26 protein-coding genes and 1 pseudogene are annotated in these 24,214 nt (G+C 74.1%); 7 read left to right on the top strand and 20 right to left on the bottom strand.

Annotated features, from left to right (window positions below):
* The first annotated feature begins 30 nt into the window (after positions 1 to 30).
* Complete coding sequence (locus ACZ4W9_RS00355; RefSeq protein ID WP_467932147.1) at positions 31 to 1,320, top strand: ROK family protein; 1,290 nt, start codon at positions 31 to 33, stop codon at positions 1,318 to 1,320.
* Positions 1,321 to 1,473: 153 nt separating this feature from the next.
* On the opposite strand, the gene ACZ4W9_RS00350 is transcribed toward ACZ4W9_RS00355, so the two are convergent.
* From ACZ4W9_RS00350 to ACZ4W9_RS00325, 6 genes are all read right to left on the bottom strand, one after another.
* Positions 1,474 to 1,731: a hypothetical protein gene (locus ACZ4W9_RS00350; protein WP_467932145.1), complete on the bottom strand. Its 258-nt coding sequence runs from the start codon at positions 1,729 to 1,731 to the stop codon at positions 1,474 to 1,476.
* Between the two features lie 36 nt (positions 1,732 to 1,767).
* Positions 1,768 to 2,799: an SDR family oxidoreductase gene (locus ACZ4W9_RS00345; protein ID WP_467932144.1), complete on the bottom strand. Its 1,032-nt coding sequence runs from the start codon at positions 2,797 to 2,799 to the stop codon at positions 1,768 to 1,770.
* A gap of 181 nt (positions 2,800 to 2,980) precedes the next feature.
* Complete coding sequence (grpE, locus tag ACZ4W9_RS00340; RefSeq protein ID WP_467932143.1) at positions 2,981 to 3,568, bottom strand: nucleotide exchange factor GrpE; 588 nt, start codon at positions 3,566 to 3,568, stop codon at positions 2,981 to 2,983.
* Positions 3,565 to 5,463 carry a molecular chaperone DnaK gene (dnaK, locus tag ACZ4W9_RS00335; RefSeq protein WP_467932141.1) on the bottom strand — a complete coding sequence of 633 codons (1,899 nt, stop codon included), beginning with the start codon at positions 5,461 to 5,463 and terminating at the stop codon, positions 3,565 to 3,567. The genes grpE and dnaK overlap by 4 nt, the downstream gene beginning before the upstream one ends.
* 96 nt (positions 5,464 to 5,559) lie before the next feature.
* Positions 5,560 to 6,381, bottom strand: coding sequence for a VOC family protein (locus ACZ4W9_RS00330; RefSeq protein ID WP_467932416.1), 822 nt, complete (start codon positions 6,379 to 6,381; stop codon positions 5,560 to 5,562).
* A gap of 135 nt (positions 6,382 to 6,516) precedes the next feature.
* Positions 6,517 to 7,191: a YdcF family protein gene (locus tag ACZ4W9_RS00325; protein WP_467932140.1), complete on the bottom strand. Its 675-nt coding sequence runs from the start codon at positions 7,189 to 7,191 to the stop codon at positions 6,517 to 6,519.
* A 105-nt stretch (positions 7,192 to 7,296) separates the two neighbouring features.
* Between ACZ4W9_RS00325 and lpxA the strand changes: the two genes are divergently transcribed.
* The 3 genes from lpxA to ACZ4W9_RS00310 are packed head-to-tail and all read left to right on the top strand — an operon-like array spanning position 7,297 to position 9,913.
* Positions 7,297 to 8,079 carry an acyl-ACP--UDP-N-acetylglucosamine O-acyltransferase gene (gene lpxA, locus ACZ4W9_RS00320; protein ID WP_467932139.1) on the top strand — a complete coding sequence of 261 codons (783 nt, stop codon included), beginning with the start codon at positions 7,297 to 7,299 and terminating at the stop codon, positions 8,077 to 8,079.
* Positions 8,076 to 9,128, top strand: a complete 1,053-nt coding sequence (locus ACZ4W9_RS00315; protein ID WP_467932137.1) for a UDP-3-O-(3-hydroxymyristoyl)glucosamine N-acyltransferase — start codon at positions 8,076 to 8,078, stop codon at positions 9,126 to 9,128. Before lpxA ends, ACZ4W9_RS00315 begins: the two co-directional genes overlap by 4 nt.
* Entirely contained in the window at positions 9,125 to 9,913 is a 789-nt protein-coding gene (locus tag ACZ4W9_RS00310) for a UDP-3-O-acyl-N-acetylglucosamine deacetylase (RefSeq protein WP_467932135.1), read from the top strand. Before ACZ4W9_RS00315 ends, ACZ4W9_RS00310 begins: the two co-directional genes overlap by 4 nt.
* Positions 9,914 to 9,939: 26 nt before the next feature.
* On the opposite strand, the gene ACZ4W9_RS00305 is transcribed toward ACZ4W9_RS00310, so the two are convergent.
* From ACZ4W9_RS00305 to ACZ4W9_RS00280, 6 genes are all read right to left on the bottom strand, one after another.
* Positions 9,940 to 10,110: a hypothetical protein gene (locus ACZ4W9_RS00305; RefSeq protein ID WP_467932134.1), complete on the bottom strand. Its 171-nt coding sequence runs from the start codon at positions 10,108 to 10,110 to the stop codon at positions 9,940 to 9,942.
* A 756-nt stretch (positions 10,111 to 10,866) separates the two neighbouring features.
* The gene (gene cynR, locus ACZ4W9_RS00300; protein ID WP_467932133.1) at positions 10,867 to 11,775 is read right to left on the bottom strand and encodes a transcriptional regulator CynR; all 909 of its coding nucleotides are present in this window, start codon (positions 11,773 to 11,775) and stop codon (positions 10,867 to 10,869) included.
* 52 nt (positions 11,776 to 11,827) lie between these two features.
* The gene (locus tag ACZ4W9_RS00295) at positions 11,828 to 12,328 is read right to left on the bottom strand and encodes a nucleoside deaminase (RefSeq protein WP_467932131.1); all 501 of its coding nucleotides are present in this window, start codon (positions 12,326 to 12,328) and stop codon (positions 11,828 to 11,830) included.
* Between the two features lie 135 nt (positions 12,329 to 12,463).
* Positions 12,464 to 12,934 carry a cyanase gene (gene cynS / locus ACZ4W9_RS00290; RefSeq protein ID WP_467932130.1) on the bottom strand — a complete coding sequence of 157 codons (471 nt, stop codon included), beginning with the start codon at positions 12,932 to 12,934 and terminating at the stop codon, positions 12,464 to 12,466.
* A 79-nt stretch (positions 12,935 to 13,013) separates the two neighbouring features.
* The gene (locus tag ACZ4W9_RS00285) at positions 13,014 to 13,598 is read right to left on the bottom strand and encodes a carbonic anhydrase (RefSeq protein ID WP_467932129.1); all 585 of its coding nucleotides are present in this window, start codon (positions 13,596 to 13,598) and stop codon (positions 13,014 to 13,016) included.
* 146 nt (positions 13,599 to 13,744) lie between these two features.
* Positions 13,745 to 15,079 (bottom strand): MFS transporter, encoded by a 1,335-nt coding sequence (locus ACZ4W9_RS00280; RefSeq protein ID WP_467932415.1) that lies wholly within the window; start codon positions 15,077 to 15,079, stop codon positions 13,745 to 13,747.
* Between the two features lie 138 nt (positions 15,080 to 15,217).
* Here ACZ4W9_RS00280 and ACZ4W9_RS00275 point away from each other — a divergent pair, with 138 nt between their 5' ends.
* The gene (locus tag ACZ4W9_RS00275) at positions 15,218 to 15,577 is read left to right on the top strand and encodes an ArsR/SmtB family transcription factor (protein WP_467932128.1); all 360 of its coding nucleotides are present in this window, start codon (positions 15,218 to 15,220) and stop codon (positions 15,575 to 15,577) included.
* A 189-nt stretch (positions 15,578 to 15,766) separates the two neighbouring features.
* Here ACZ4W9_RS00275 and ACZ4W9_RS00270 read toward each other — a convergent pair whose 3' ends face one another.
* The 6 genes and pseudogenes from ACZ4W9_RS00270 to ACZ4W9_RS00245 form a co-directional block, all read right to left on the bottom strand.
* Positions 15,767 to 16,015, bottom strand: coding sequence for a twin-arginine translocase TatA/TatE family subunit (locus ACZ4W9_RS00270; RefSeq protein WP_467932414.1), 249 nt, complete (start codon positions 16,013 to 16,015; stop codon positions 15,767 to 15,769).
* Between the two features lie 13 nt (positions 16,016 to 16,028).
* Positions 16,029 to 16,604, bottom strand: coding sequence for a TerD family protein (locus ACZ4W9_RS00265; RefSeq protein ID WP_467932126.1), 576 nt, complete (start codon positions 16,602 to 16,604; stop codon positions 16,029 to 16,031).
* Positions 16,605 to 16,758: 154 nt separating this feature from the next.
* On the bottom strand, positions 16,759 to 17,754 hold the full coding sequence (locus tag ACZ4W9_RS00260; protein ID WP_467932125.1) for a sporulation protein: 996 nt from the start codon (positions 17,752 to 17,754) through the stop codon (positions 16,759 to 16,761).
* A 640-nt stretch (positions 17,755 to 18,394) separates the two neighbouring features.
* Positions 18,395 to 19,108, bottom strand: coding sequence for a B3/B4 domain-containing protein (locus ACZ4W9_RS00255; RefSeq protein WP_467932123.1), 714 nt, complete (start codon positions 19,106 to 19,108; stop codon positions 18,395 to 18,397).
* A 40-nt stretch (positions 19,109 to 19,148) separates the two neighbouring features.
* Entirely contained in the window at positions 19,149 to 19,796 is a 648-nt protein-coding gene (locus ACZ4W9_RS00250; protein WP_467932122.1) for an FMN-binding negative transcriptional regulator, read from the bottom strand.
* A gap of 30 nt (positions 19,797 to 19,826) precedes the next feature.
* Positions 19,827 to 20,381: pseudogene (locus ACZ4W9_RS00245) on the bottom strand (EamA family transporter); the annotation flags it as partial.
* Between the two features lie 128 nt (positions 20,382 to 20,509).
* Here ACZ4W9_RS00245 and ACZ4W9_RS00240 point away from each other — a divergent pair.
* Positions 20,510 to 21,094 carry a helix-turn-helix domain-containing protein gene (locus ACZ4W9_RS00240; RefSeq protein WP_467932121.1) on the top strand — a complete coding sequence of 195 codons (585 nt, stop codon included), beginning with the start codon at positions 20,510 to 20,512 and terminating at the stop codon, positions 21,092 to 21,094.
* Between the two features lie 307 nt (positions 21,095 to 21,401).
* On the opposite strand, the gene ACZ4W9_RS00235 is transcribed toward ACZ4W9_RS00240, so the two are convergent.
* Both ACZ4W9_RS00235 and ACZ4W9_RS00230 read right to left on the bottom strand, forming a co-directional pair.
* A complete protein-coding gene (locus tag ACZ4W9_RS00235) occupies positions 21,402 to 22,058 on the bottom strand; it encodes an HAD family hydrolase (RefSeq protein WP_467932119.1) in 657 nt (218 codons plus the stop codon).
* Positions 22,059 to 22,109: 51 nt separating this feature from the next.
* Positions 22,110 to 23,147 carry a PHP domain-containing protein gene (locus ACZ4W9_RS00230; protein ID WP_467932118.1) on the bottom strand — a complete coding sequence of 346 codons (1,038 nt, stop codon included), beginning with the start codon at positions 23,145 to 23,147 and terminating at the stop codon, positions 22,110 to 22,112.
* A gap of 157 nt (positions 23,148 to 23,304) precedes the next feature.
* Here ACZ4W9_RS00230 and ACZ4W9_RS00225 point away from each other — a divergent pair, with 157 nt between their 5' ends.
* Entirely contained in the window at positions 23,305 to 24,093 is a 789-nt protein-coding gene (locus tag ACZ4W9_RS00225) for an SDR family oxidoreductase (RefSeq protein WP_467932117.1), read from the top strand.
* The last annotated feature ends 121 nt before the right edge of the window (positions 24,094 to 24,214 follow it).

Genomic DNA, 24,214 nt, shown 5'->3' with positions numbered 1-24,214 from the left:
AGGTCGGGCACGGTTCGTGAAGGGAGCCATATGGCGGGGCGCAACGGGCGCACGGTACGCGACCTGAGACGAGGCAACCGTACGGCGGTGCTCCAGCGACTGTACTTCGACGGCCCCCTCAGCCGCTTCGAGCTGGGACCGGCCACCGGACTCAGCTCCGGCTCGGTCAGCAACGTGGTCGCCGACCTGATCGCGGACGGCCTGGTCGAGGAGGCCGGCAGCGTCGACTCCGACGGCGGCCGGCCCCGCACCCTGCTGCGCGTCGCCCCGCACAGCGGACAGATGATCGGCGTCGACGTCGGCGAGACCCGCGTACGCGTGGAGCTGTTCGACCTCGCGCTGACCGAACTGGCCCGGGTGGAACGGCCGCTGACCCCGCAGGGCTACGACGTCGAGGTCATCGCCGGCCACATCCGCGACGGCGTCGCCGAGGTCCTCACCGCCGAACGGGCCGCCCCCGAGCGGCTGCTCGGCGTCGGCGTCGGCGTCCCGGGCATCGTCGAGCACACCCCCGACCAGGGCGCCGTCGTCCACGGCCAGACCATCGGCTGGGACGCGGTCCCGCTGGAGCGGCTGCTGCGCTCCGCCTCCCCCCTCCCCGACGGGGTGCCGTATCTCATCGACAACGGCGCCAAGACCCTCGGTCAGGCCGAGATGTGGTTCGGCGCGGGGCGCGGCGCCCGCAACGCCGTCGTCGTCCTCTTCGGCTCCGGTGTCGGCGCCTGCCTGGTCACCCCCGAGGTGGAACACGGGCGAGCGGTGGAGTGGGGCCACCTCACGGTACGGGTGCGCGGCCGGCGCTGCCGCTGCGGCGCCCCCGGCTGCCTGGAGGCGTACGCCGGCGCGGAGTCGCTGCTCGCCCGCTGGCGCGAGGAGGGCGGCCGGCCGCCCGGGGACACGGACGAGGAGACCGCGCTCACCGCGATGCTCGCCGCCGCGTACCCGCCCGAGGGCACCGCGCCGGACCCGGTCGCGCTGGCCGTCCTGGAGGAGACCGCCGAGTACCTCGGCGCCGGCCTGTCCGACCTGATCAACCTCTTCCAGCCCGAGCGGATCCTCATCGGCGGCTGGGCCGGTCTCCAGCTCGGCACGCGCTTCCTGCCCGCCGTGCGCCGGCACGCGGCGACGTACGCCCTGCGTCACCCGGCCGACCAGGTGACCATCGACCTCGGCCGGCTCGGCCCGGACGCGGTCACCGTCGGCGCGGCGATCCTGCCCCTGGCCGACTTCTTCGCCAGCGGCGGCCGCCGCCCCGAACCGATCACGCAGAGCCCTCTCCCCCCGTGGCACACGGCCCTCCAGGAACGGGCCCCGCACTGAGGCAACGCGCCGGCCGGGGCTTCGCGGTACGCCGGGACGGGGCGGGGTCCGTCGGCACAACGGACCCCGACCGCGCGTCATCCGCGCCTCCCCACGGCCCGGAGCGGACCATGCCCGCCGGCACGGCCCGTCCGGTTCGGCGCGCGAGGGGTCTCAGGCCGGCGGCTCGTCCGGGCCGGGGTGTTCCGGGTGCACCGTGCCCGACCGGGGCGCGCCCCGGGGACCGGTGCCGGCCTCGTCCGTGTCCGGCGCGGTGGCCTGGTCGCCGGCGTGCTCGTCCCGCTCGTCGCGGGCCGGCCGGCCCGGGTCGACGTCCCAGCGGTCCTCCCGGGCACCGGCCTGCTGGTCCGGCATGTCCCGGGGCACCGGCCGCTCGCCGTCGCCGGGTCCTGATTCCCGTACAGCTGCCATCGTGTTCCCACTCCTCCGTCGGCTCGGGGGCCGGTGTCAGCCGACCTTCCGCCCCCGCATCGGTTCGGTCTCCATCCCGCCGCCCTGCCGCAGGCCCTCCAGGAACTCCTGGATCACCTCGGTCGCCGTACGCCGGGGCTGCCAGCCCAGTTCGGTACGGGCCCGCGCGCAGTCCATCAGCGGCAGCCGCAGCACGGCGTCGAACAGGTGCGGGGAGGCGGGCAGCAGGTGCAGCCCCCAGGCCGCGGCGATCGCCGAGCGGGCCGCCGTACGCGGCAGCCGGACCGGCCGGGAGCCCAGCAGCCCGGCGAGGACGGCGGCGTCCAGCGGGGGATCGGCGGCCAGATTGAACGGACCCCGGGCGTTGTCCGAGCGCACGGCGAGCCGGTAGGCCTCGGCCGCGTCGTCGGTGTGCAGCGCCTGCACCCGCAGGCCGGGGATGTCCGGGAGGAACGGCAGCAGGTCCGGCCGGGCCAGCGGGCCGGGCAGGAACCGCCCGCCGAAGATCCGCCGCTGCTCGCTCGCCGACTGCCACTTGAACAGGAACGCCGGGCGCATGCGCACCACCCGTACCTCGGTGTGGTCGCGCTCGAACACGTCCAGCGTGCGCTCCAGATAGGCCTTCTCCCGGCAGTACGCGGCGTCCGGCCAGCCATGCGTCGGCCAGGACTCGTCCACCGCGCGGTCCTTCGGCCCCGGCGAGTACGCGCCGACGGACGAGGCGTGCACCAGCACCGGCACCCGGGCCGCGGCGACCGCCTCGAACACCCGGATGCCACCCAGCACATTGGTCCGCCAGGTCTTCACCGGATCGTGCGTCGGCTGGAACGCCCAGGCCAGATGGATCACGGCGTCGGCGCCCTCGAACCGTTCGGCGAGGTTCTCCTCGTCGGATCCCAGGTCGACGGCCGCCCACTCGGTCTTGGGCGGCGACCACTCGGGCGTCCGCCGGGCCAGCCCGCGTACCGACTCGACCCCGGGATCCTCCGAGAGCAGGCGCACCACACTGGTCCCGACATTGCCCGTGGCGCCGGTCACGACCACCCTGCTGCCCGCTGGACTGCTCACCTTCGGCTCCTCTCGTCGGCGCGGCGGAGCTGCGACGAGCGCCCGGGTACCCGGGCGCCGGGCACGCACACGCGCCACCCCGCTCGGCCCGGGCGGGCGCGGGAGGCGGAATCCGCTGCCCCCGGGTCCCGGTCGCGGTCGGTGGCGTCGACGCCGGACCACCGTCGGCCGCCCCGCGCGGCTACCGCCCGGTCTCCGGATCGGCGACCTCGACCTGAGCCGGCCGCAGAAGCTGGTCCCCGACCCGGTAGCCGGGGCGCAGGACGACGGCGCAGGTGGGCCGGTCGACGTGCGCGGAGCGGGTGCAGGAGACCGCCTCGTGCCGGACGGGGTCGAACGGCTCGCCCGCCGTACCGAACGACCGCAGCCCCAGCGCCGCCAGTTCCTTCTCCAGGACCTCGGCCACCCGGCGGAAGCCGCCGGTGACCTCGCCCTGCCCGCGGGCCCGGTCGATGGCGTCGAGGACGGGCAGGAGACCGGTGAGCACGTTGGCCACGGCTATCTCGCGCACCGCCAGCCGGTCACGGCCGACCCGTCCGCGGTAGTGGTCGTACTCCGTCCGCACCCGCCGCAGGTCCGCCGCGCACTCCCGCAGCCGCGCGCGCAGGAGGTCGGCCTCGTCCGCGGCCGGGGCCGCCGCCCGCCGGGCGGGCTCGACATCGCCGCGGCGGCGGGGCTCCAGGCTGGTCCCCGCCTCCGGCCGCCGGGTGCCGCCGACGACCGACAGCGCCGGGCCGTCACGGCGGCCGGTGCCGCTCGGCCGGGTCATCCGGCACCGTCCTGCCGCTTGTCCTCGTCGACGATCTCCGCGTCGACCACGTCCTCGTCCGGCCCGCCCGCACCGGACGCGCCGCCGCCCGCGTCACCGTCGGCCGCCTGCGCGCCCTGGTCCTGGTCCTGCCGCGCCTGCGCGTACAGGGCGGTGCCCACCTTCTGGGCCGCCGCGGTGACCTTGTCCGTCGCCTCCCGCAGGGACGCGGAATCCGCCGACTCCGTCTTCAGCGCCTGCTTCAGCTCCGCCAGAGCGGCCTCGACCTCGCCCCTGACGTCGGCGGCGACCTTGTCGGTGTCGTCGGCGGTGTCGGCCAGCAGCCTCTCGGTCTGGTACGCCACCTGCTCGGCGCGGTTGCGGGTCTCGGCGGTCTCGCGGCGCCGCCGGTCCTCCTCGGCGTACTGCTCCGCGTCCCGCATCATGCGGTCGATCTCGTCCTTGGCCAGCGAGGAGCCGCCGGTGACGGTCATCTTCTGCTCCCTGCCGGTGCCGAGGTCCTTCGCCGTGACGTGCATGATGCCGTTGGCGTCGATGTCGAAGGAGACCTCGATCTGCGGGACGCCGCGCGGCGCCGGCGGCAGACCGGTCAGCTCGAACATGCCGAGCTTCTTGTTGTACGCCGCGATCTCGCGCTCGCCCTGGAAGACCTGGATCTGCACCGACGGCTGGTTGTCCTCGGCCGTGGTGAAGATCTCCGAGCGCTTGGTCGGGATCGTGGTGTTGCGCTCGATCAGCCTGGTCATGATGCCGCCCTTGGTCTCGATGCCGAGGGACAGCGGGGTGACGTCGAGCAGCAGGACGTCCTTGACCTCGCCCTTGAGCACACCGCCCTGCAGGGCCGCGCCGACGGCCACGACCTCGTCCGGGTTGACGCCCTTGTGCGGGTCCTTGCCGGTCAGCTCCCGCACCAGCCCGGTCACCGCCGGCATCCGCGTGGAGCCGCCGACCAGGATGACGTGGTCGATGTCCGACACCTTGATCCCGGCGTCCTTGACCGCGTTGTGGAACGGGCCCTTGCACCGCTCCAGCAGATCACCGGTCAACTGCTCGAACTGGGCGCGGGTGAGCTTCTCGTCCAGGTGCAGCGGGCCCTCGGCGGACGCCGTGATGTACGGCAGGTTGATCGTCGTCTCCGAGGACGACGACAGCTCGATCTTCGCCCGCTCCGACGCCTCCCGCAGCCGCTGCACGGCCATCTTGTCCTTGGCCAGATCGACGCCGTGGTGGTTCTTGAACCGCTGGACCAGGTGGTCCACGATCCGCTGGTCCCAGTCGTCACCGCCGAGACGCGTGTCGCCGTTGGTGGCCTTGACCTCGACCACGCCGTCGCCGATCTCCAGCAGCGACACGTCGAACGTGCCGCCGCCCAGGTCGAAGACGAGGACCGTCTGCTCGTTCTCCTTGTCCAGGCCGTAGGCCAGGGCGGCGGACGTGGGCTCGTTGATGATCCGCAGCACCTTCAGCCCGGCGATCTCGCCGGCCTCCTTGGTCGCGGTGCGCTGGGAGTCGTTGAAGTACGCCGGTACGGTGATCACCGCGTCCGTGACGTCCTCGCCGAGGTACGCCTCCGCGTCCCGCTTCAGCTTCTGCAGCACCCGCGCGGAGATCTCCTGAGCGGTGTACCGCTTGCCGTCGATGTCGCCCTGCTCGGGGAACCGCCACTGTGTGTCCCCCATGTGCCGCTTGACCGAGCGCACGGTGCGCTCCACGTTGGTGACGGCCTGGCGCTTGGCGACCTCGCCGACCAGCACCTCGCCGTTCTTGGCGAAGGCCACCACCGACGGGGTGGTCCGCGCCCCCTCCGTGTTGGTGACGACCGTGGGCTCGCCACCCTCCAGGACCGAGACCACCGAGTTCGTCGTGCCCAGGTCGATTCCCACTGCGCGTGCCATGGCCTTCTCCTCCATCTGAGTCCCAGACCCGGAGCAGACACCTCTCGTCAGAGCCTGGATAAGGTCCCCGGCCCGACTTGTCAAGAAATACAGACTTTACGGGTGGTTTCCGGGGCGATCCGCCGGCCTCGACGTCACGGCGAACCGGGCGCCGTCGGGGTCGCGCAGAACAGCCTCGTGCTCGCTCTCCTCCAGGACGCTGCCGCCGTGCCGCTCCGCGGCCCGCGCGCACGCCGGCACGTCGGCCACCGGGAAGGAGACCTGCCAGTGCGGCCGTACCGAGGGGTCGGGGGCCGTGTCCGACTCGCCCGACTCGATGCGCGCGACGACGAGGCCCCGGCCGCGCAGCAGCACCTCGTCGGCCTCGTACTCGACCTCGCAGGTGCCGGGGCGGTCCGAGGCCCAGTCGAGGACACCGCCGTAGAACATGGCGGCGTCGAAGGCGTCGCGGGTGTGCAGGGTGAGGCAGATCGGGGCCGCCCGCCGCCAGGCCTCCCAGCGGCTGAACAGCTCCCCCTCCCAGATGGCGAAGGTGGCTCCGTGCCGGTCGGACAGGAGCGCCACCCGTCCCGGCGGCAGCCGCAGCGGGCCGACGCCCGCCGTGCCGCCGCGCTCCCGGGCCCGTGCCGCGGCCTGGTCGGCGTCGGGGACGGCGAAGTACGGCGTCCAGGCCACCCCCGTCTGGCGCAGCGCGGGCAGCACGGCGATCCCGGCGACCGGCACCGAGTCCACCAGCGCGATACGGAAGTGGTCGCCCGCCCCGGCCGGGCGCCAGCGCCAGCCGAGGACGGCGCCGTAGAAGCGCTGGGCCGCCTCGAGATCGTGGCTGGTCAGACTGACCCAGCACGGCGCACCGGCCACGGAGGACGTGGAGACGGCGTCCGTGATCCCGGAGGGCTGTGTGTTGCCGTGATGCATGGCCATCGTGCCTGGCCTCCTGCCCCCGCCGCCATCGCTCTGCGACCGATGTACCGGCGGGAATGCGAAACCTGAAGCGTCAGCGTACCCCCACCGCACGCACGGAAACGGCCACCACCCGCCCCGTCCGTGGTGTCACCCCGCGGGGGAGGGAATCCGCGCTCGGCCGTCGTACCCGGATTCGATCAGTTCCGAGAACGCCGCCCGGACGCCGGGCGGAATCCGCTGCGGTTCGATGTGGCCGCGTTCCGCGTAGTCCTGAATTCTCCGCAGCTCACCTACGAGCACATTAATCATAATATCCTCATGGATGCCCGCGTGAGTGAATTCCGAAAGAGTGAACGGATTGGGTACGCACAAGAACTCCGCGTCCGGCCACAATGCGCGGGCCGTGGCATAAGGGCGTAGCGGTAACCAGGACACCAGGAGTACGGTGGCCGGCTCGATTTCCGCGTCACGCAGGAGTTTCCGGGTCAGCCGGATGTTCTCCGCCGTGTTGGCGGCCTGCGGCTCGACCAGGATGTCGCGTGCGGGAACGCCGAGGGAGACCGCGTGGTCACGGTAGTGAACCGCTTCTCCCCGGGGGAACAGGCGCGCGGTGTACGGGTTGTTCGCGCCGCTGAACACCAGGAGGGGAGCGAGTCCGGCGTGGTACAGCCCGGCGCAGGTGGCCGCGGTGCGCACACCGACGCTTCCCAGGCCGACGACGACATCCGCCGGGCGGGGCTCGTGCCGCATCCGGAGGAAACTCGCCACCAGCATCGCCCGGTTCCGGTCGGCTTCCGTCACCGGTCGCGTGCGCGGCCCCATGTTCACTCCTTCGGCCCAGCGGGCGGCGAATGCCGCGGATAACTTCGGTTACGCTACATGGCCTGACGGAATTGGTCTTTTGCTTCGACGGGGAGAACCTGAGCGATGGATATCCACCCTACGGCGATCGTCTCCTCCGAAGCCATATTGGGTGCGTCGGTCTGCGTCGGCCCGTACGCGGTCGTCGAAGCCGGAGCCCGGCTCGGGGACGGCGTCCGCCTCCAGTCCCACGCGGTCGTCCACGGTTCGGCGTCCGTGGGCCCGGGAGCCACGATCGGTGTGCACGCGGTGGTGGGGGGCGACCCGCAGGATCTGAAGTTCAACCCGTGGGTGACCACCGGTGTCGAGATCGGGGCGGGCACCGCGATCCGCGAGGGCGCGACCATCCACCGCTCGACCAGCTCGACCCCCACCCGCGTGGGGCGCGACTGCCTCGTCATGGGCGGTGCGCACATCGCCCACGACTGCCGCCTCGGGGACCGGGTGACCGTCAGCCAGGGCGCGGCGCTCGGCGGACATGTCGCCGTGGAGGACGAGGCCGTCATCGGCGGCGCCGTGGCCGTCCACCAGTTCTGCCGCATCGGACGGCTCGCGATGATCGGCGCGCTCACCAAGGTCACCCGGGACGTCCTGCCGTTCACCGTGCTCGACGGATCACCCGGGGTGCACTGGCAGGTCAACATGGTGGGCCTGCGCCGCCGCGGCATCCCCGCCGGCGAGCAGATGGCCCTGCGCCGGGTGTTCCTGGCCCTGCAGCGCGGCGAGACGGAGCCCGGGGAAGGCGCCAGCGAGCTGGTGCGGCACCTGCTCGCCTTCCACGCCACGGCCTCGCAGCGCGGCATCGCGGACTTCGCGCGCCGTGCGCGGCTCACCGGGAGGAAGCCGTGACGACCTGGACGCTCGCCGAGCTGGCACACCGCTTCGACGGCCGGCTCACCGGTGACCCCGGCCTGCGCGTCCGCCCGGTGCCCGCCGAGGCCGACGACCCCCACGGCATCGCCTTCTGCGAGGCGAAGTCCTACCTGAAACGGGCCACCAAGGTGGGGGCGCTGCTGCTGCCGCCCGGCCTGGCGAGTCCCGGCAAGCCCACCATCCACGTCGACGATCCACGGGCGGCCTTCGGCGTGCTGCTGGCGGAGCTGGACCGCCCGATGCCCCTGGCCGACGGTGTGCACCCCACCGCCGTGGTCGACCCCCGGGCCGTCGTGGACCCCTCCGCGGACATCGGCGCCTACACCGTGGTGGAAGCCGGCGCCGTCCTCGGCCCGCGCGTACGCGTGCTGCCCTTCTGCTACGTCGGCGAGAACTGCCGGATCGGCGCCGACAGCGTGCTGCACCCGCACGCCGTGCTGTGCCGTGACGTACGGCTCGGGGAACGCTGCTCGGTGCACCCGGGCGCCGTCGTCGGCGTGGAAGGGTTCGGCTTCCGCCGCGGCGAAGAGGGCTGGCGCCGCGTGCCCCACGTCGGCGAGGTGAACATCGGCGACGACGCCGAGATCCGCGCCCTGGCCTCGGTCGAGCGTGCCACCAGCGGCGTCACCGACATCGGACGCGGCGCCAAGATCGGCAACCTGGCCCAGGTGGGCCACAACGTCCGCATCCACGAGCACGCGATGATGGTGCCCATGTCCGGCATCGGCGGCAGCTCGGTACTGGGCCGCCGCTCGGTCATGGGCGGAGGAAGCATGGCGGGCGACCACGTGGACATCGCCGCCGACGTGAGCCTGGGCGCCGGGGCGTGTGTCACCCGTGACGTCCGCGACGCCGGCGTCTACCGGGGCTACCCCGCGCGCCCGCTGGCCCAGCAACTGCGCGTCGAGGCCGTCCAGCCCCGGCTGCCCGACCTCCTGCGTCGGCTGGAACGCCTGGAACGCCTGGTCGCGGCGCGCGACGCCCGGCCCCACGGACCGTCCGGCGAACCCGGCCCGCCGCGGTGAACCGGAACACCCTGCGCGCACCCCTGACCCTGCGCGGTCTCGGCCTGCACAGCGGAGAGCCCGTCACCGTGACCATGCGCCCCGGCGGCGACGGCATCGCCTTCCACTACCGGGGCGAGCGCGTTCCCGCCGTCCCGGCCAACGTGACCGGCACCAGCCGCTGCACCCGCCTGGGGCCGGTCTCCACCGTCGAGCACCTCATGAGCGCTCTCGCCTGCGTACAGATCACCGACTTGGAGATCAGCGTCACCGCATCCGAACTGCCCGGCCTGGACGGCAGCGCCCTGCCCTACGTCCGGGCCCTGCGGGCCACCGGGCTGCGCCCCCTCGCGGCCGCGCCCGCCCCGCGGCTACGGCACCCCGTCAGCTACGCGCACGGAGCCACGTACGTCGAGGCGTGCGCCGGGACCGGCCGGTGGACGTGCGTCTACCACCTGGAGGGCCACCCGCTCGGCGCCCAGTCCCTCACGGTGCGGCTCCCCGACGACCACCCCGATCACATCGCGCCCGCCCGCACCCTCGTCCTCGCCGAGGAGATCCCCGCCGCCCGCGCCCACCGGCTGGGCCGCGGTCTCGGCCCCGACAGCGTGGTGGTCATCGGCGCACAGACCTACGAGGGCCCGGTGCGCTTTCCCGACGAACCGGTCCGGCACAAGATGCTCGACCTCATCGGCGACCTGTACCTGACCGGGATTCCTCCGGCGCACCTCGACGTCACGGCCCACCGCAGCGGACACCGGGCCAACGTGCGCCTCGCGCAGGCCCTGGCGGACGCGATCACCTGACCCCGCTCCCGCCCGCCCGGGGCCGCTCAGCCGCCGGCCGTCCCGCACGACGCTGGTCCCGTGCCGGCCGCCTCGTCGATCCGCGCCTTGGTGAGGTGCGCGAGTGCGCGCCGGTCGGCGCACCCCGACGGATCCACCGCCTCCAGCGCGCTGATCTCGATCTCCACGTCCCTGATCCGCAGCACGCGGCGGAACATGGCCACGAGGCTCTCGTCGCCGGGAAAGTAACTGCCCCGCGCCGTCGGCCCGCTCCCGCGTACGACACAGCGCGTCAGCAACGGCCGTACGGGGGCCTCCGCGTCGAGCGCGGCCTGCAGTACCGCCGGCGGGAACGCGCCGCCGGGCGGCCGGCAACTGAACGTTCCCCGGGGGTAGCGGGTTGCGGGCCGCGCTCTCGTTGGTGACGACGAGCAGGCCGGGAAACCCGGCCGTGATGGCCATCCCGTCGAAAAAGGTGACATGGTTCGACACCAGCAGCGCCGGTCCCGACCGGGGCAGGCTCCCCCGGACCCGGACGGAGATTCCCGCGGCCGCCAGCAGCGAGCGCGTCCACAGCCGCAGCAGCCGGTGCGCGCCGCGCTGTCCGCACAACACCGCGAGCCGGCCGAGCAGCGGCGTCAGCAGGAGGACGGCGGTCAGCGCGGTCAGCCGGCCCACGTAACGGATCCGGCCGACGTGCCGTACGACATCGTCCCGGCCGACGCACCGCGGGCCGCATGCGGTGGCGGTCATGGGCGGCACGCCTCCGCGGCCGGTCCCACCCGCCGGCGCACCGGCCGTCCACTGGCTGACTCGCGCACGCTCACGCTGTGTTCACTCTCCGCACGACACCGGTCCGCCCGCCGACGGCACCAACGCCCCAACGGTACGGCCCCGTCCCGGCCCGGTAGCGCAGCCAAGACCGTGGCGTGTCCGTTCGGCTGACCGCCGGGCCGGGGCGTATCACCGTCCGTTCAGCCCGGGCGGTACCCGCGGAGCCCGACCACGTCGTCGACGATCCGGGTGAAGGCGCGCACGGCGGCGCTCCGGTAGGCGTGGGCCCGTGCGAGGAGGGTGACCTCGCGGGCGGGCAGCGCGGGCCGGAGCGGAACGGGCCGCAGCCGGGGGTGGTCGTGGGTGACGGCGTCGGGCAGGACGGTGGCGAGCGCGGTGCGCTGGACGATCTCGATGAGGGCCTGGACGGAATTGGCCTCCATCGCGATGCGGGGGGTGACCGCGTGCCGGGCGAGATGGTCGTCGATGTGCCCGCGCGTCGCGAAGTCCCCGCTGAGCAGTACCAGTTCCGTGTCCGTCAGCTCCCGCAGGTCCATGGGCGCCGAGGGGCCGGGGGCGCCGTCGGGATCGGCACGGACCACGAGGCCGAGGGTCTCGGTGTACAGGTCGGTGGCCTCGATGCCCTGCTGGTGCGGGCCGGCGAAGGCGATCCCGAGGTCGATGTCGTCGGCGAGCAGCGCCGATTCCATGCTGTCCTGCGTGGTTTCCCGGAGGGTCAGGGTGATCCCCGGGTGCCGGTCGTGGAGTTCCGCCGCGAGCGGCCCGACGAGGTACGCCGTGAAGGACGGTGTGACGGCGAGCCGCAGCCGGCCGCGCGAGAGGTCCCGCAGGTCGTGCAGGGCCCGTTCGCCGGCCGCCAGGTCGCGCAGTGCCCGCCGCGCGTGCCGGACATAGGTCTCGCCCGCGTCGGTGAGCCGCACGCTGCGCCCGGTCCGGTCCAGCAACTGCACCCCGAGCGTCCGTTCCAGCTGTCTGACCTGCTGGGACAGGGTCGGCTGGGAGATGTACAGCTCCTCCGCCGCCCGGGTGAAGCTGCCCTGGTCGGCGACGGCGAGCAGGTAGCGCAGGTGACGCAGTTCCACGGACACCCCGTCAATATACGAGCGGTGCGCCGGACCCTCGCGCGGCGGCGCCACCCGTTCAGGAGGAGGTGGGAGCGTCCGCGACGTGTCGGTCGCCGCCGTTGTGCTCCTGCCAGAGCCGGTAGACGTCCACCGCGGCGTCGCGCGGCTCGTGGCGCATGGGCAGTCGCCGCTCGGTCCAGTCCTTGGCGAACTCGTCGTAGAACGTGGCCAGTTCGAAGTACTTGCGGTCGTCCACGTAGTGCGGTTCGTAGGCGTCCCGGGTGGTGAGGAAGACGACCTCGTCGGGCGAGCAGTAATACAGCGCGCCCAGGCACATCGGGCAGGGGTGGGCCAGCACGTAGATCGTGGCGCCGACGAGGTGTTCGGTGCCGAGCTTCACGCAGGCCTCGCGGATGGCGAGGATCTCGGCGTGGGCGGTGGGGTCGCCGGTCTGGGCCACCTTGTTGGGGCTTTCGGCGAGGATCTCGCCGTCCTTGACGATGACGGTCGCGAACGGCCGGCCGCCCTCGGTGACGTTGCGGCGGGCGAGGTCGATGGTGCGTCGCGTGAAGTCCATGTCGGCTCTCCTCTGTGGGGGGCGGTGGTGCGTGCCGGATGCCACCGGGCGGACGTGCGGTGGCGGGGGCCCCGGACGGGCCAGGGGTGGGGCCCTGACCCGTCCGGGGAGACCGTTCGGGGCGAACGGACGGGATCAGAAGGGCTTGAGCGGCAGGTACTTGCCGTCCAGGGTGATCACGGCGCGTTCGCCGCCCTCGGGGTCGGCGACCTTCTTGACGTCCAGCTTGAAGTTGATGGCGGAGATGATGCCGTCCCCGAACTGCTCGTGCACCAGGGCCTTCAGCGTGGTGCCGTAGACCTGGAGCATCTCGTAGAAGCGGTAGATGGTCGGGTCGGTGGGAACGGCGCCGGCCAGGGAACCGCGCGTCGGGATCGTCTGCAGCAGCAGCACCGCGTCCTCGTCCAGGCCGAGCAGCTCGCCGACCGCGCGGGCGGGCGCCTCCGGCAGGGCCTGCTGGCCGAGGACGGCGGCGGTGGTGAACGCGACCGACAGGCCGGCGGCGTCGGCGATCTGCTGCCAGGTGAGGTCCTTGCGGGTCTTGGCCTCGACCGCGGCGATGGCCACGGCCTGACGTGCGGCCGGGTCGAGCTGGGCGTGCGTCATGGATGTCTCCTTCGGCGGGGAAAACGGGAGGCGGACTCGTGCGCCGTCCCGAGGGGGAGGGGGAAGGGGCGGGCCGGGGTCAGGCCGCGGTCGCGCTGTCGCGGGCGTCCGCGTCGAGGACGTCGACGGCTCCGGTGGCGATGTCGAAGACCCAGCCGTGCAAGGTGACGGAGCCGTCGGCCAGCGCCCGGGCCACCGAGGGATGGGTGGTCAGGTGGTCGAGCTGGGTCCGCACGTTCGCCCGCACCAGGCCGGAGACGTCCGTCGGTGCGGGAACCCGGGCACCGGCGTGCCGCAGCCACCGGGCGACCGCGGGGACCGGACCCAGATCGTGGCGCTCGGCCAGCGCGGTCATCGCGCCGCAGGCGGAGTGCCCGCACACGACGATGTCCGACACTCCCAGGACCGCGACCGCGTACTCGATGCCCGCGGCCACCGCCTCGGCGCCCGGGCCGTGGACCGGCACCAGGTTCCCGGCCGTGCGCAGCACGAACAGCTCGCCCGGCTCGCTGTGCGTGATCAGTTCCGGGACGACACGGGCGTCCGAACAGCCGATGAACAGCGTGTGCGGGGCGTGGTTCCCGGCGAGGCGGGCGAACAGCTCCGCCTTGCGCGGATGGACGTCTCGCTGGAAACGCCTGACGCCCTCGGCGAGGTCACGCATGGATCACTCCCTTCGGTGGGTGGTGCCGGCCCGCTGGCCGACATCAACCACCATGCGTGACGTGTGTGTATAGAGTCCAAGACGCGATGTCGATGTGACCTATTGACGCCGTCAATAGGGCGGCTTCGTCACCTCCGGCGCGCCCGTCAGGTCCGTGCGTGAAGTCCGTCGGCCGGCCGGGGGTGGCTGTGCCGCCAGCCGTGCGGAACGCGTACGGCGTCCGCGAGGTGGGGGTGGTCGTCGCGCAGGTCCCGGTGCTCGTGCTCGACGACCGGCGCCTCCTCCGGCGGCCACAGGCGTACCGCCAGCAGACCCGCGACCAGGGTGATCAGCCCCAGGACGAGCACCACCGACCGCAGGCCCGCGGCCGTGCCCAGCCACCCGGCCAGCGGATACGTCAGCAGCCAGCAGCCGTGGGAGAGGGAGAACTGGGCGGCGAAGGCGGAGGTGCGCCTCTCCGGCGGGGCCGAGCGGCGGACCAGCCGCCCCGCCGGTGTCAGCACCATGGAACAGGCAGCCCCGAAGGCCGCCCAGACCGCCAGTACCGCGGGCCAGCGCCAACCGCCGCCGCCCGCCGCCAGGAGCGCGCCGAGCGCGGCGAAGACGACGCTGATCAGCAGGGCCCCGCGCAGCATCACCGTGCGGTCGGTCACCCGGTCCAGGACGCGGGGCAGCAGCAGCGCGACGGCCATCGAACCGCCGCCGTAGGCACCGAGCGCCCAGGACACGTCGGCCGCGCCCCGGCCCAGGTGGTCACGGACGTACACCACGCTGTTGACCGTGACCATCGCGCTCGCCGCCGCCACCGCCAGGTTCAGCGACAACAGGGCCCGCAGCCGCGGCACGGCGAGGAAGAGGCGGGCGCCGGCGGTGGCCTCGGCGTACGCGCGGCCGCGCCCGGCCGCCGTGCGCGGCTTCGGCAGGACGGCGCAGACCACCAGCGCCGCCGAGGCGAGGAAGCCGGCGACGGTGCCGAGGAACAGCCGGCCGTAGGTGACCAGCGTCAGCAGGCCGGCGGCGAGAGCCGGGCTGAACAGGCTCTCCAGGTCGTAGGCGAGGCGGGACAGCGACAGTGCCCGCGTGTAGTCGCGCTCGGCGGGCAGCACCTCGGGGATGACGGCCTGGAAGGCGGGGGTGAACGCGGCCGACGCGGACTGGAGCAGGAAGATCAGGGCGTAGACCTGCCAGACCTGGTCCACGAAGGGCAGCGCCAGCGCGGCCCCGGCCCGGACCAGGTCCGCGCCGGCCATCAGGGCCCGGCGGGGCAGCCGGTCGGCGACCGCGCCGATCACCGGGGCGATCACCACGTAGGCCACCATCTTGATCGCGAGGGCCGTGCCGAGGACCGCGCCGGCGTCGGCGCCCGCGATGTCGTACGCGAGCAGGCCCAGCGCGACCGTGGCCAGGCCGGTGCCGACCAGGGCGATCACCTGGGCGGTGAAGAGGTGCCGGTAGGTGCGGTCGCGCAGGACGGAGAGCATGCGGCGGTCCCTCGGCAGGTCGGAGACGAGCACGGCCGACTCCCACTGTATCCATAGGTGCGCACTCGTGCACATATGGAGACGGGAGGGAACCGCCGGGCGCAGACCCTGCCGTGATCCGGCCTCTAGGCTGTGTGCATGCCTGCACGCGAGACCTTGCCCACTGCGCCCGGTGCGCACCTGCGCCCCCCGGACAGCGCGCGTCTCGCGGAGGCGACCGAGGTCTTCGCGATGCTGTCCGACACGACCCGGCTGCATCTGCTGTGGCTGATCGCGCAAGGGGAGTCGGACGTCGGCTCGCTGACCGAGCGGTGCGAGGCGTCGAGGACGGCGGTGAGCCAGCATCTGGCCAAGCTGCGGCTCGCGGGCCTGGTGGAGACGCGGCGCGAGGGGCGGCACGTGTACTACAGCCTGCGGGACGGGCACCTGCGGCGGCTGGTCCTGGAGGCGCTCAGCCACGCCGACCACCGGGTCAGCGGCCGGGCTCCGCACGCCTGACGGGCCGACGGGGCCCGAGCGCCGCACGGGGCCGGCGAGGAGCGGCGCTCGCGCGGGCGCGGCGCCTGGGCGCCGTACCCGCCACCGGCACCGGGACCACGCGAACCGCGGCGGGCGAGGCCGACGGCCTCGCCTCCCCCGCCGCGTACCGGTACCGGCCGGCCCGGGCCGACTACCGGGGGAGGCCGGTCAGCGAGCCCTCTCGTCGGCCGGCGGCCGGGGTGACCCCCGGTCCGGGCCGGGGGATGCCGGGGGCACGGTCTCTCCCCGGATCACCCGTCGCCCCGCCGACGGCTGTTCCTCCCGCGCCGCCCTGGCCTCCGCCTTGAGGATGCGCGCCGACTTGCCCGCGGACCGGGCCAGTCCGGGCAGCTTCTTCGCGGCCAGGACGGCGATGACGACGATGAGGAGGACCGCCAGTTCACTCAACCCGAACATCACGGGCCGCCGGTCAGACGTTGACGCCGAAGTCGGACGCGATACCGGCGAGCCCGGAGGCGTAACCCTGCCCGACGGCGCGGAACTTCCACTCCGTGCCGTGCCGGTACAGCTCGCCGAAGACCATGGCCGTCTCGGTGGAAGCGTCCTCCGAGAGGTCGTAGCGGGCGATCTCCGCGCCGCCGGCCTGGTTCACGACGCGGATGAAGGCGTTGCGGACCTGGCCGAAGCTCTGGCCGCGGCCGTCGGCGTCGTGGATGGACACCGGGAAGACGATCCGGTCGACCTCGGCGGGCACGGCGGCCAGGTTCACCTTGATCGACTCGTCGTCGCCCTCGCCCTCGCCGGTGAGGTTGTCGCCGGTGTGCTCGACCGAGCCGTCCGGGCTGGTCAGGTTGTTGTAGAAGACGAAGTGCCGGTCCGACAGGACCTTGCCGGACGCGTCGAGCAGCAGCGCGGAGGCGTCGAGGTCGTAGTCGGCGCCGGTGGTGGTCCGCACGTCCCAGCCCAGTCCTACCAGGACGGCGGTCAGGCCCGGCGCCTCCTTGCTGAGTGAGACGTTGCCACCCTTGGACAGGGAAACTCCCACTGCTCTCCTCCTCGGTGAGACGATGACTACCGGAATGAATCTACAGGACTGTAGAAGAAGCGTGGATGGCCCGAGGGTCCGGCGGAGTCCACGCGCGGCGAGGACGCCGGCCGCCTCCCGGAGACGGCCGGCGCCCGACGCCGGCCGCCGGGAATCAGTCCTCGCCGCCCTCGTCGTCCTCGAAGAAGTCGCCGATCTCGTCCACGGCCTCGGCCGCGACCATGCCGCCCACGACGCCGACCGCCAGCCCCGCCGCACCGGCGGCGACCGCGGTGCCGATGCCCGGACCGGAGCGGTGCTGCTCGTGGTGGTGGTGCTCGTGATACCCGTGGTCGCCCGCGTACGGGGCGCCGTGCCCGTACCCGGCGTGGGAGCCGTATCCGGCGCGGTGCTCGACCAACTGGCGCATCCAGCCGTCGACTTCGGCGCTCCAGTCACGCGAGTCGTGGTGACCGACGGTGAACCGGGTCAGCGCGTCGTGGCCGGAGGAGAAGAGACCGGCGCGCTTGTCGGCCTCCAGGACGACCTCCAGGCCGGCGGGGGAGGCGAGGAAGGTCAGTTCGATCTCGCTGACCTGGTGCGCGTAGCGCGGGGCCGGGGTCAGCTCGATCTCCTGGTAGAAGGGCAACTGCTGGCCCGTACCGCCGATGTGACCGTACTCCAGGTCGGCGGACCTGAAGCCGAAGCCGAGCTGTCCCAGGGCCTCCAGGATCGCCTCCTGGGCGGGCAGCGGCCCGACGGTCAGCTGGTCGAGGTCGCCCTTGTCCTTGGCCCCGGCCACGCCCAGTTCGGTGCGCACGCCGAGCACGATGCCCAGCGGCTGGCCGTACAGCTCGGTGACCGGCGTCTCCCAGGGCAGCGTCACGCCGAACGGGACGCTGCGCCGCTCGCCCGCCGCGAGCCGGAAGCCGCCGCCGACCGTGAACCGGTCGAAGGCGACGACACCCTCGCTCTCACCGCCGTCGTGCTCGGCCTCGACGCGCGCCACGAGTTCGAGCGTGATGTGGTCGATGTCGAAGTCCGCGTCCCCGCCCTGGAGATGGACCTGACCGGTCAGGCCGTGGCCCGGCAGGGCGGGACCGGGGTCGAGGACCGTGTCCACCGAGGGTCCGCCGATGCCGAGCGAGCCGAGCAGCCGTTTGAACACCATCGCGGCGTCCACTCCTTCATGTGCGTATGTCTGCGATGTCCGTGAGAACCGCCGGGAAGCCGGCCGTTCTCTACAAGCATGTAGAAGCATAGGGTCGTCGCGCGCACCGTGGCGGCCTTGCACGGGCTCGCGGCGCGGGAAGATCCGAAAGGGGGAGGCCGCCCGCCGCGGGCGCCCGTTGCCCACGGGACGAACGGCTCCGCTTCGCGGGCCGGTCCGGCCGCCCCGGACGGCACTTCCTGCCGCCCGCCACGGCCGGGAGTACGCTGACTACACCGAGAGCTTTCCGGGCGCACGACCGCGGCGGCGCGTTCCCGGCGAGTGGCTAGCGGGCAGCGGCACAGCAGCCCGGGACGGGATCCACGAGGGACGCCATCACCGGACCCGCCGAAGGCACGCCAGGAGAGCACGCGCGCCCACCGCATGCCCCGGCCCCGGCCGGAGCGGACCCCGCCGGAGAGCGCACGAGCGCGTTCAACGGTGCCGGGGGACCGCCCCGCCGTCCCCCTCGGCCGCCTCGTCACCACCCCCTGTGCCTGCGTGCCGGACAGCCGGGACGGGCTCCTGGTGTGCGCCGCGACGACCGCCGCCGCGGCCCTCCTCGGCCTCTGCGTCCCGGACGTCCGCCGCGTCGACCGCCTCACGGAGCAAGGGCGATGTGCGGATGCGCGGCGCTGAGGCAGTGGACCGTGACGTGTCCGGTGTGGGGGAGGAGCAGGGCCCGCAGTTCCTCCGCTGCCGTCTTGAGGAGGTGGCCGTCCCGGGCGGCGTGCAGGGTCTCCAGGACGAAGGCGACGCGTGCGGAGTCCTCGGTGACGCGGGTGCGATGGGCGTCGCGGTGGTTCCAGTGGCGGGTGAGGACGCCCGTGGTGTCGGCGTAGACGATCTCGCCGGGCTTGGGGTTCTCCACCGTGCCGGGCTCGCCGAGCGGGGTGAACTCCTCGCTGCCGTCGGCGGGCCGGATGTCGACGTCGCCGGTGACGTGGTCGAGGTCGAAGGCGCCGGCGGGCAGGCCGTGGCGGACGGAGACGGCGTTGTAGGAGTCGACGGCCGGGTTGATGCGCGGCAGGACGCCCTTCTTGGCCATGCGGCGGCCGAGGGCGTCCACGCTGGGGCGGACGCGGCGGGGGTTGGTGCCGAAGGAGCGGTAGGCGGCGTGCCACGCCTCGATGCGCGGGTCGCTCTCGTCGGCCGGCTGCCAGGTGCCCGCCGCGAGTCGCCCCTCCAGGTCCTCCAGGGCGGTGTCGGTGGCGGGCCAGGGCTCGCGGCCGCGCAGGCCGGTCGCGGTGACCAGGGCGATGAGCGTGTCGGGGAAGGCGTCGGCGACGGCGGGGCTGATGCGGAAGGCGGTCATGGCGGGGTCCTGTCGTTCTGAGCGGGTGCCGGTGGCGGGGTCAGGGGGTCCAGGGGCCGACGCGGTCCAGTCGGCGCAGTTGCCGGCGGGCGGTGGGCAGGTCGAGGCCCTGCCCGCGCCGCGTGAGGCGGTCGGCCACGGCGGCGCGGTGCCCGACGTCCTTGTGGTCGTCGTACTTGAACTTGGCCCGCACGCCGAGCACGTCCAGGCGCAGGCCCCGGATACCGGGGAGCATCCGGCCGTACGGGGGCCGGTCGGGGGCGACGGGGGCGTGGTCGCCGTCGGGCTGGAAGTGTGCCAGCTGGCGGCGCAGCAGGTCGGCCTTGCCCTCGGGGTCGTCGACGATGTGGGCGCGGCAGGTGAACTGGACGGCCGCGTAGTAGCTGGTGGGCACGCCCTCCGTGGGCGGGGTGTCCGGCTCGGCGCGCCAGGGGCCGGGGACGAAGGCGTAGTCGCCGATGACGGTGAAGGCGACGTCCGGGTCCCGCTCGATCGCCTGCCAGACCGGGTTGGGGCGGGCCAGATGGATCAGCAGGCGGTCCTCGTCGGGCGCGAAGTGGGTGGGGACGACGACGGGCGGCCCGCCCGGTGTGCCGTTGACGGCGAGCTGGCCGAAGTCGTGGCCCTCGGCGATCCAGGTCTGCCATTCGGCGTCGTCCAGGCTCGCGTCCCAGGGATGGATGAACATGCGGCTCCCTGCGGGGGTGAGGGGGGCGGGTCAGGTGAGGGCGAGCAGGCCGGCGGCGACGGCGGCGGTGCCCAGGCCGGCGAGCCGGCTCCGGTGGACGCGTTCGGCGAGCACGGCGCGGGCGGGCAGGACCGTGCCGGCCGGGTACGGGCGGTGATCACGGCGACGACGGTGAGGTCCCCGCCGAGGGCGGCGAGCCGCCACCGAGCCGAGCATGCCGGCGGCGCCCGGGATCGCGTAGGCGGACCTCTCGGGGCCCGGCCCGTGGTACGTCACCGTGGGCGCGGCCGGGGTGACGGCCGAGGACACCGCCCGGCCGACGACCGGCGGAGCGACGCCGCTGCCGGACGCCGCGGGCGGGAAGGCCGGTTGCAGGGCGATGGCGGCGCCCGCGCCGAACGCCGGCGGCGGCACCGTCCGGGAGGGCCGTGCGGAGCCGGCCCCGTGACCGGCGCCGGCATGGACCACCGCCGCCGGCGCGGGCGGCGGGCCCGGGTGCTCGCCCGGCACCAGGCGCACGGCGCCGGGCGGCGCGGCGGAGACCAGGGCGGTCACCGGGGACGGCACGTTCATCGGGCCGGTGGCCGGCGGAGTGAGCACGAGAGGATCCCTTACTATCAATGGAACGACTGAACCGTACAACGTACCGACCGGGGCGTGTCAATCGAACGACCGATCGGTGCAGTGCGGTGGCCCATTGAGGATGTGATCGGATGGCAGAGACCGAGGCGGCGCTACGGACCCTTGCGCGGAACGTCCGGGCGGCCCGCACCCGCGCCGGCCTGTCGCTGGACGAACTCGGCCGGCGGGCCCAGGTCAGCAAGGGGGCCCTCGTCGCGCTGGAGAAGGCTCAGGGGAACCCGAACTTCGCCACCCTGGTACGGCTGGCCGACACCCTCGGCGTCTCCGTCTCCGCCCTGCTGGAGGGCCGGACCGAGGGGCGCGTACGCGTCGTGGCCGCCGGTGGCCTGACCCCGCTGTGGACCGGGCCGCAGGGCGGCGAGGCCCGGCTGATGCTGACCACCCCCGGGCCGGCCCCGGTCGAGGTCTGGCGCTGGACGCTGGAACCGGGCGAGGAGTACCCGAGCCACCCCCACCAGGCCGGTGTCGTGGAGACCGTCAGTGTCACCTCCGGCCGGATGACGCTGGTCGTGGACGGCGCCGAGCACCCCGTGGCGGCCGGCGAGACCGCCGCCTTCGACGGCGACGCCCCCCACACCTACCGCGGCGCGGGCACCGGGACCTGCCACCTGATCATGACCGTTCACCTCCCGCCCGGCCCCGGCTCCGCGGGCTGATACGCGCCGGCCGGGACACCGCCTCGCCGGCTCCGCCCGGGGACGCGCGCCGAGGGCGTGGGAACGCGAAAGCCCCGGCCGTGACGGGGGTTTCACGGCCGGGGCGGTCGGTGGTGGGCGCGGACGGCGGTCGCCTCGCGGCGAAGGGCTCCACAGGGCTTCAGCCGAACGATCTTCCCTGTGGGCGAAAGGTGAGGCCCGGGGACACTGTCCCGTCCGCACCCACGGCCTGTTCAACGGGCAGCCGCCCCATGGTGTTCCGTCCCCCCGCGTGACCCGCGTCACCGGCTCGCAGGGGTGCCGCCGCTCACCCCAGCGCGCTCCCCGTCAGCCGCGCCAGCAGGTCCGCCGGGTCGGCGTACACCGCCTCCGCCCCGGCCTCCTCCAGGTCCGCCCGGGGGATCCCGCCGCACAGGACCCCGACGCAGCGCACCCCCGCCTTGCTGCCCGCCCGCATGTCCCACACCGTGTCCCCGACGAACACCGCCCGTGAGGCCGGGACCCCGGCCAGCTCCAGGGCGTGCTCCACCGGCTCGGGGGCCGGCTTGCCCTCCTGGACGTCGTCGGAGCTGGCCGTTGCCGTGATGGCGTCGTCCGCGTCGATCGCCCGGCGCAGCGCGCCCAGCTCCGCGCCGCTCGCCGAGGTGGCGAGGACCACCGCCCAGCCGTCCCGGTGCAGCCGCCGCAGCAGCTCCCCGGCGCCCGGCAGGGCGGGCAGCCGGTCGAAGTACTGGCCGTACAGCGCCGTGTGCGCGGCGCTCAGCTCGTCGTCCCGCTCCCGGTCGCGGCCGTCGCCGAGCAGGTGCGCGATCAGGTCCGAGGAGCCCAGGCCGACGGCCCGGTGCACGGCGTGCATGGGCACCTCGTGCCCCGCCTGGCGGAACGCCTCCCACCAGGTGACGACATGCAGATGATTGGTGTCGACGAGGGTTCCGTCCACGTCGAAGACGGCGGCTCGTTCCATGCGGGATTCCTTTCCGGTGCTCACTGCGGGACGGGTACCACGCCGGACGGGTCAGGAACCCGGCACCCGGGCCGGGAGGCGGCCCTCGCGGGTCCAGGCCAGCAGGTCCTCGGCCGGCCAGGTGGTCACCACCCGCTCGGGCGGCACCCCGCACTCCTCGGCCCGGGCGCAGCCGAGGATCTGCCAGTCCAGCTGGCCCGGCGCGTGCGCGTCGGTGTCGACGGCGAACAGCGCCCCCGCCTCGACCGCCCGGCGCAGCAGCCGCCGCGGCGGGTCCAGCCGCTCCGGGCGGCTGTTGATCTCCACGGCCGTCCCCGACTCGGCGCACGCGGCGAACACCTCGTCCGCGTCGAACCGCGACTCCGGCCGCCCCCGGCCGGTCACCAGGCGCCCGGTGCAGTGCCCGAGGACGTCGGCGTGCGGATCGCGCACGGCGGCCACCATGCGCCGGGTCATGGACCGGGCGTCCATCCGCAGCTTGGAGTGCACCGACACCACGACCACGTCCAGCCGCTCCAGCAGCTCCGGCTCCTGGTCCAGCGAGCCGTCCTCCAGGATGTCGCACTCGATGCCGGTGAGCAGCCGGAACGGCGCCCAGCGGGTGTTCAGCTCCGCCACCACGGCCAGCTGCTCCCGCAGCCGTTCGGCCGACAGGCCGCGGGCCACGGTCAGCCGGGGCGAGTGGTCGGTCAGTGCCACCCACGCGTGCCCCAGCGCGGCCGCCGTCCGCCCCATCTCCTCGATCGGGCTGCCCCCGTCGGACCAGTCCGAATGGGTGTGACAGTCCCCGCGGACCAGTGCCCGCAGCCCGGCCCCCGGGCCCTCGGGCGGTGCCCCGGCCTCCTCCTCCAGCCGGCTCAGGTACCCGGGCACCTCCCCGGCCAGCGCCTCCCGCACCACCTGCGCGGTCTTCGGCCCGACCCCCTTCAGCGACTCCAGCGTCCCGGCGGCGGCCCGCTCGGCCACCTCGTTCCCGGGCAGCGCGGCCAGCGTCCGCGCGGCGGTACGGAAGGCCCGTACCCGGTAGGCGGGCGCGAGCGCCCGCTCCAGCAGAAAGGCGATCCGGTCGAGAGCGGCGACGGGTTCCATGCCACCAGGTTCACACCAGGCGCCCCACCGGGGCGCGCGGAACCAACGGGACCCGCCGCGCACCACCACGCGCCCCCGCCCCGGTGGCGCGATCCGTTTGCCCGCCCCGCCCCCGGGTAGTGCGAGAACCCACGCTCACGGAAGCAGGAGGCTGGTCATGCCCAGCGCAGCCATCGTCACCGGCGCGGACTCCGGCATCGGCCGCGCCACCGCCGTACGCCTGGCCGAGGCGGGCCTGGACGTCGGGATCACCTGGCACACCGACGACAAGGGCGCCGAGGAGACGGCCGAACGGGTCCGCGCGCACGGCCGCCGCGCCGTCGTGACCCGGCTGGACCTGACCCGGCTGCCCGAGGCCGCCGACACCGTGGACGAGCTGGCCGGGGAACTGGGCCGGCTCGACGTCCTGGTCAACAACGCCGGCACGGGCACCATGACGCCCTACCTCGACCTCACCCTGGCGGACGTCCGCCGGGTCCTGGACGTCGACCTCGTCGGCCCCTTCCTGCTCGGCCAGCGGGCCGCCCGCCGGATGATCGAGCAGGGCGAGGGCGGCCGGATCGTCAACGTCACCTCGGTGCACGAGCACCAGCCCCGGGTCGGCGCGGCCCCGTACTGCGCGGCCAAGGGCGGCCTCGGCCTGCTCACCCAGGTGATGGCCCTGGAACTGGCCGAGTACGGCATCACGGTGAACGCGGTCGCACCCGGCGAGATCGCCACCCCGATGACCGGCCAGGAGGACGTCGACGTGCACACCGTGCGCCGCCCCGGCGTGCCGCTCGGCCGGCCCGGCGACGCCCGCGAGGTCGCCGCCGTGATCGCGTTCCTGGCGGGCCCCGACGCCTCGTACGTCACCGGTGCCTCCTGGAGCGTGGACGGCGGCATGCTGCGCATGGGCCCGCAGGCCGGGTCCCATCTGACCGGCGACGAGTGGCGCCGCCCCTGAACGTCCGGCCGGGGGGGGGGGGGGGGGGGGGGGGGGGGGGGGGGGGGGGGGGGGGGGGGGGGGGGGGGGGAGAGGGGGGGGGGGGGGGGGGGGGGGGGGGGAGGAGGGGGGAAGCGACCCG

This window comes from Streptomyces sp. NPDC029296, assembly GCF_055569255.1.
This window is presented reverse-complemented; position numbering and strand designations above follow the sequence as displayed.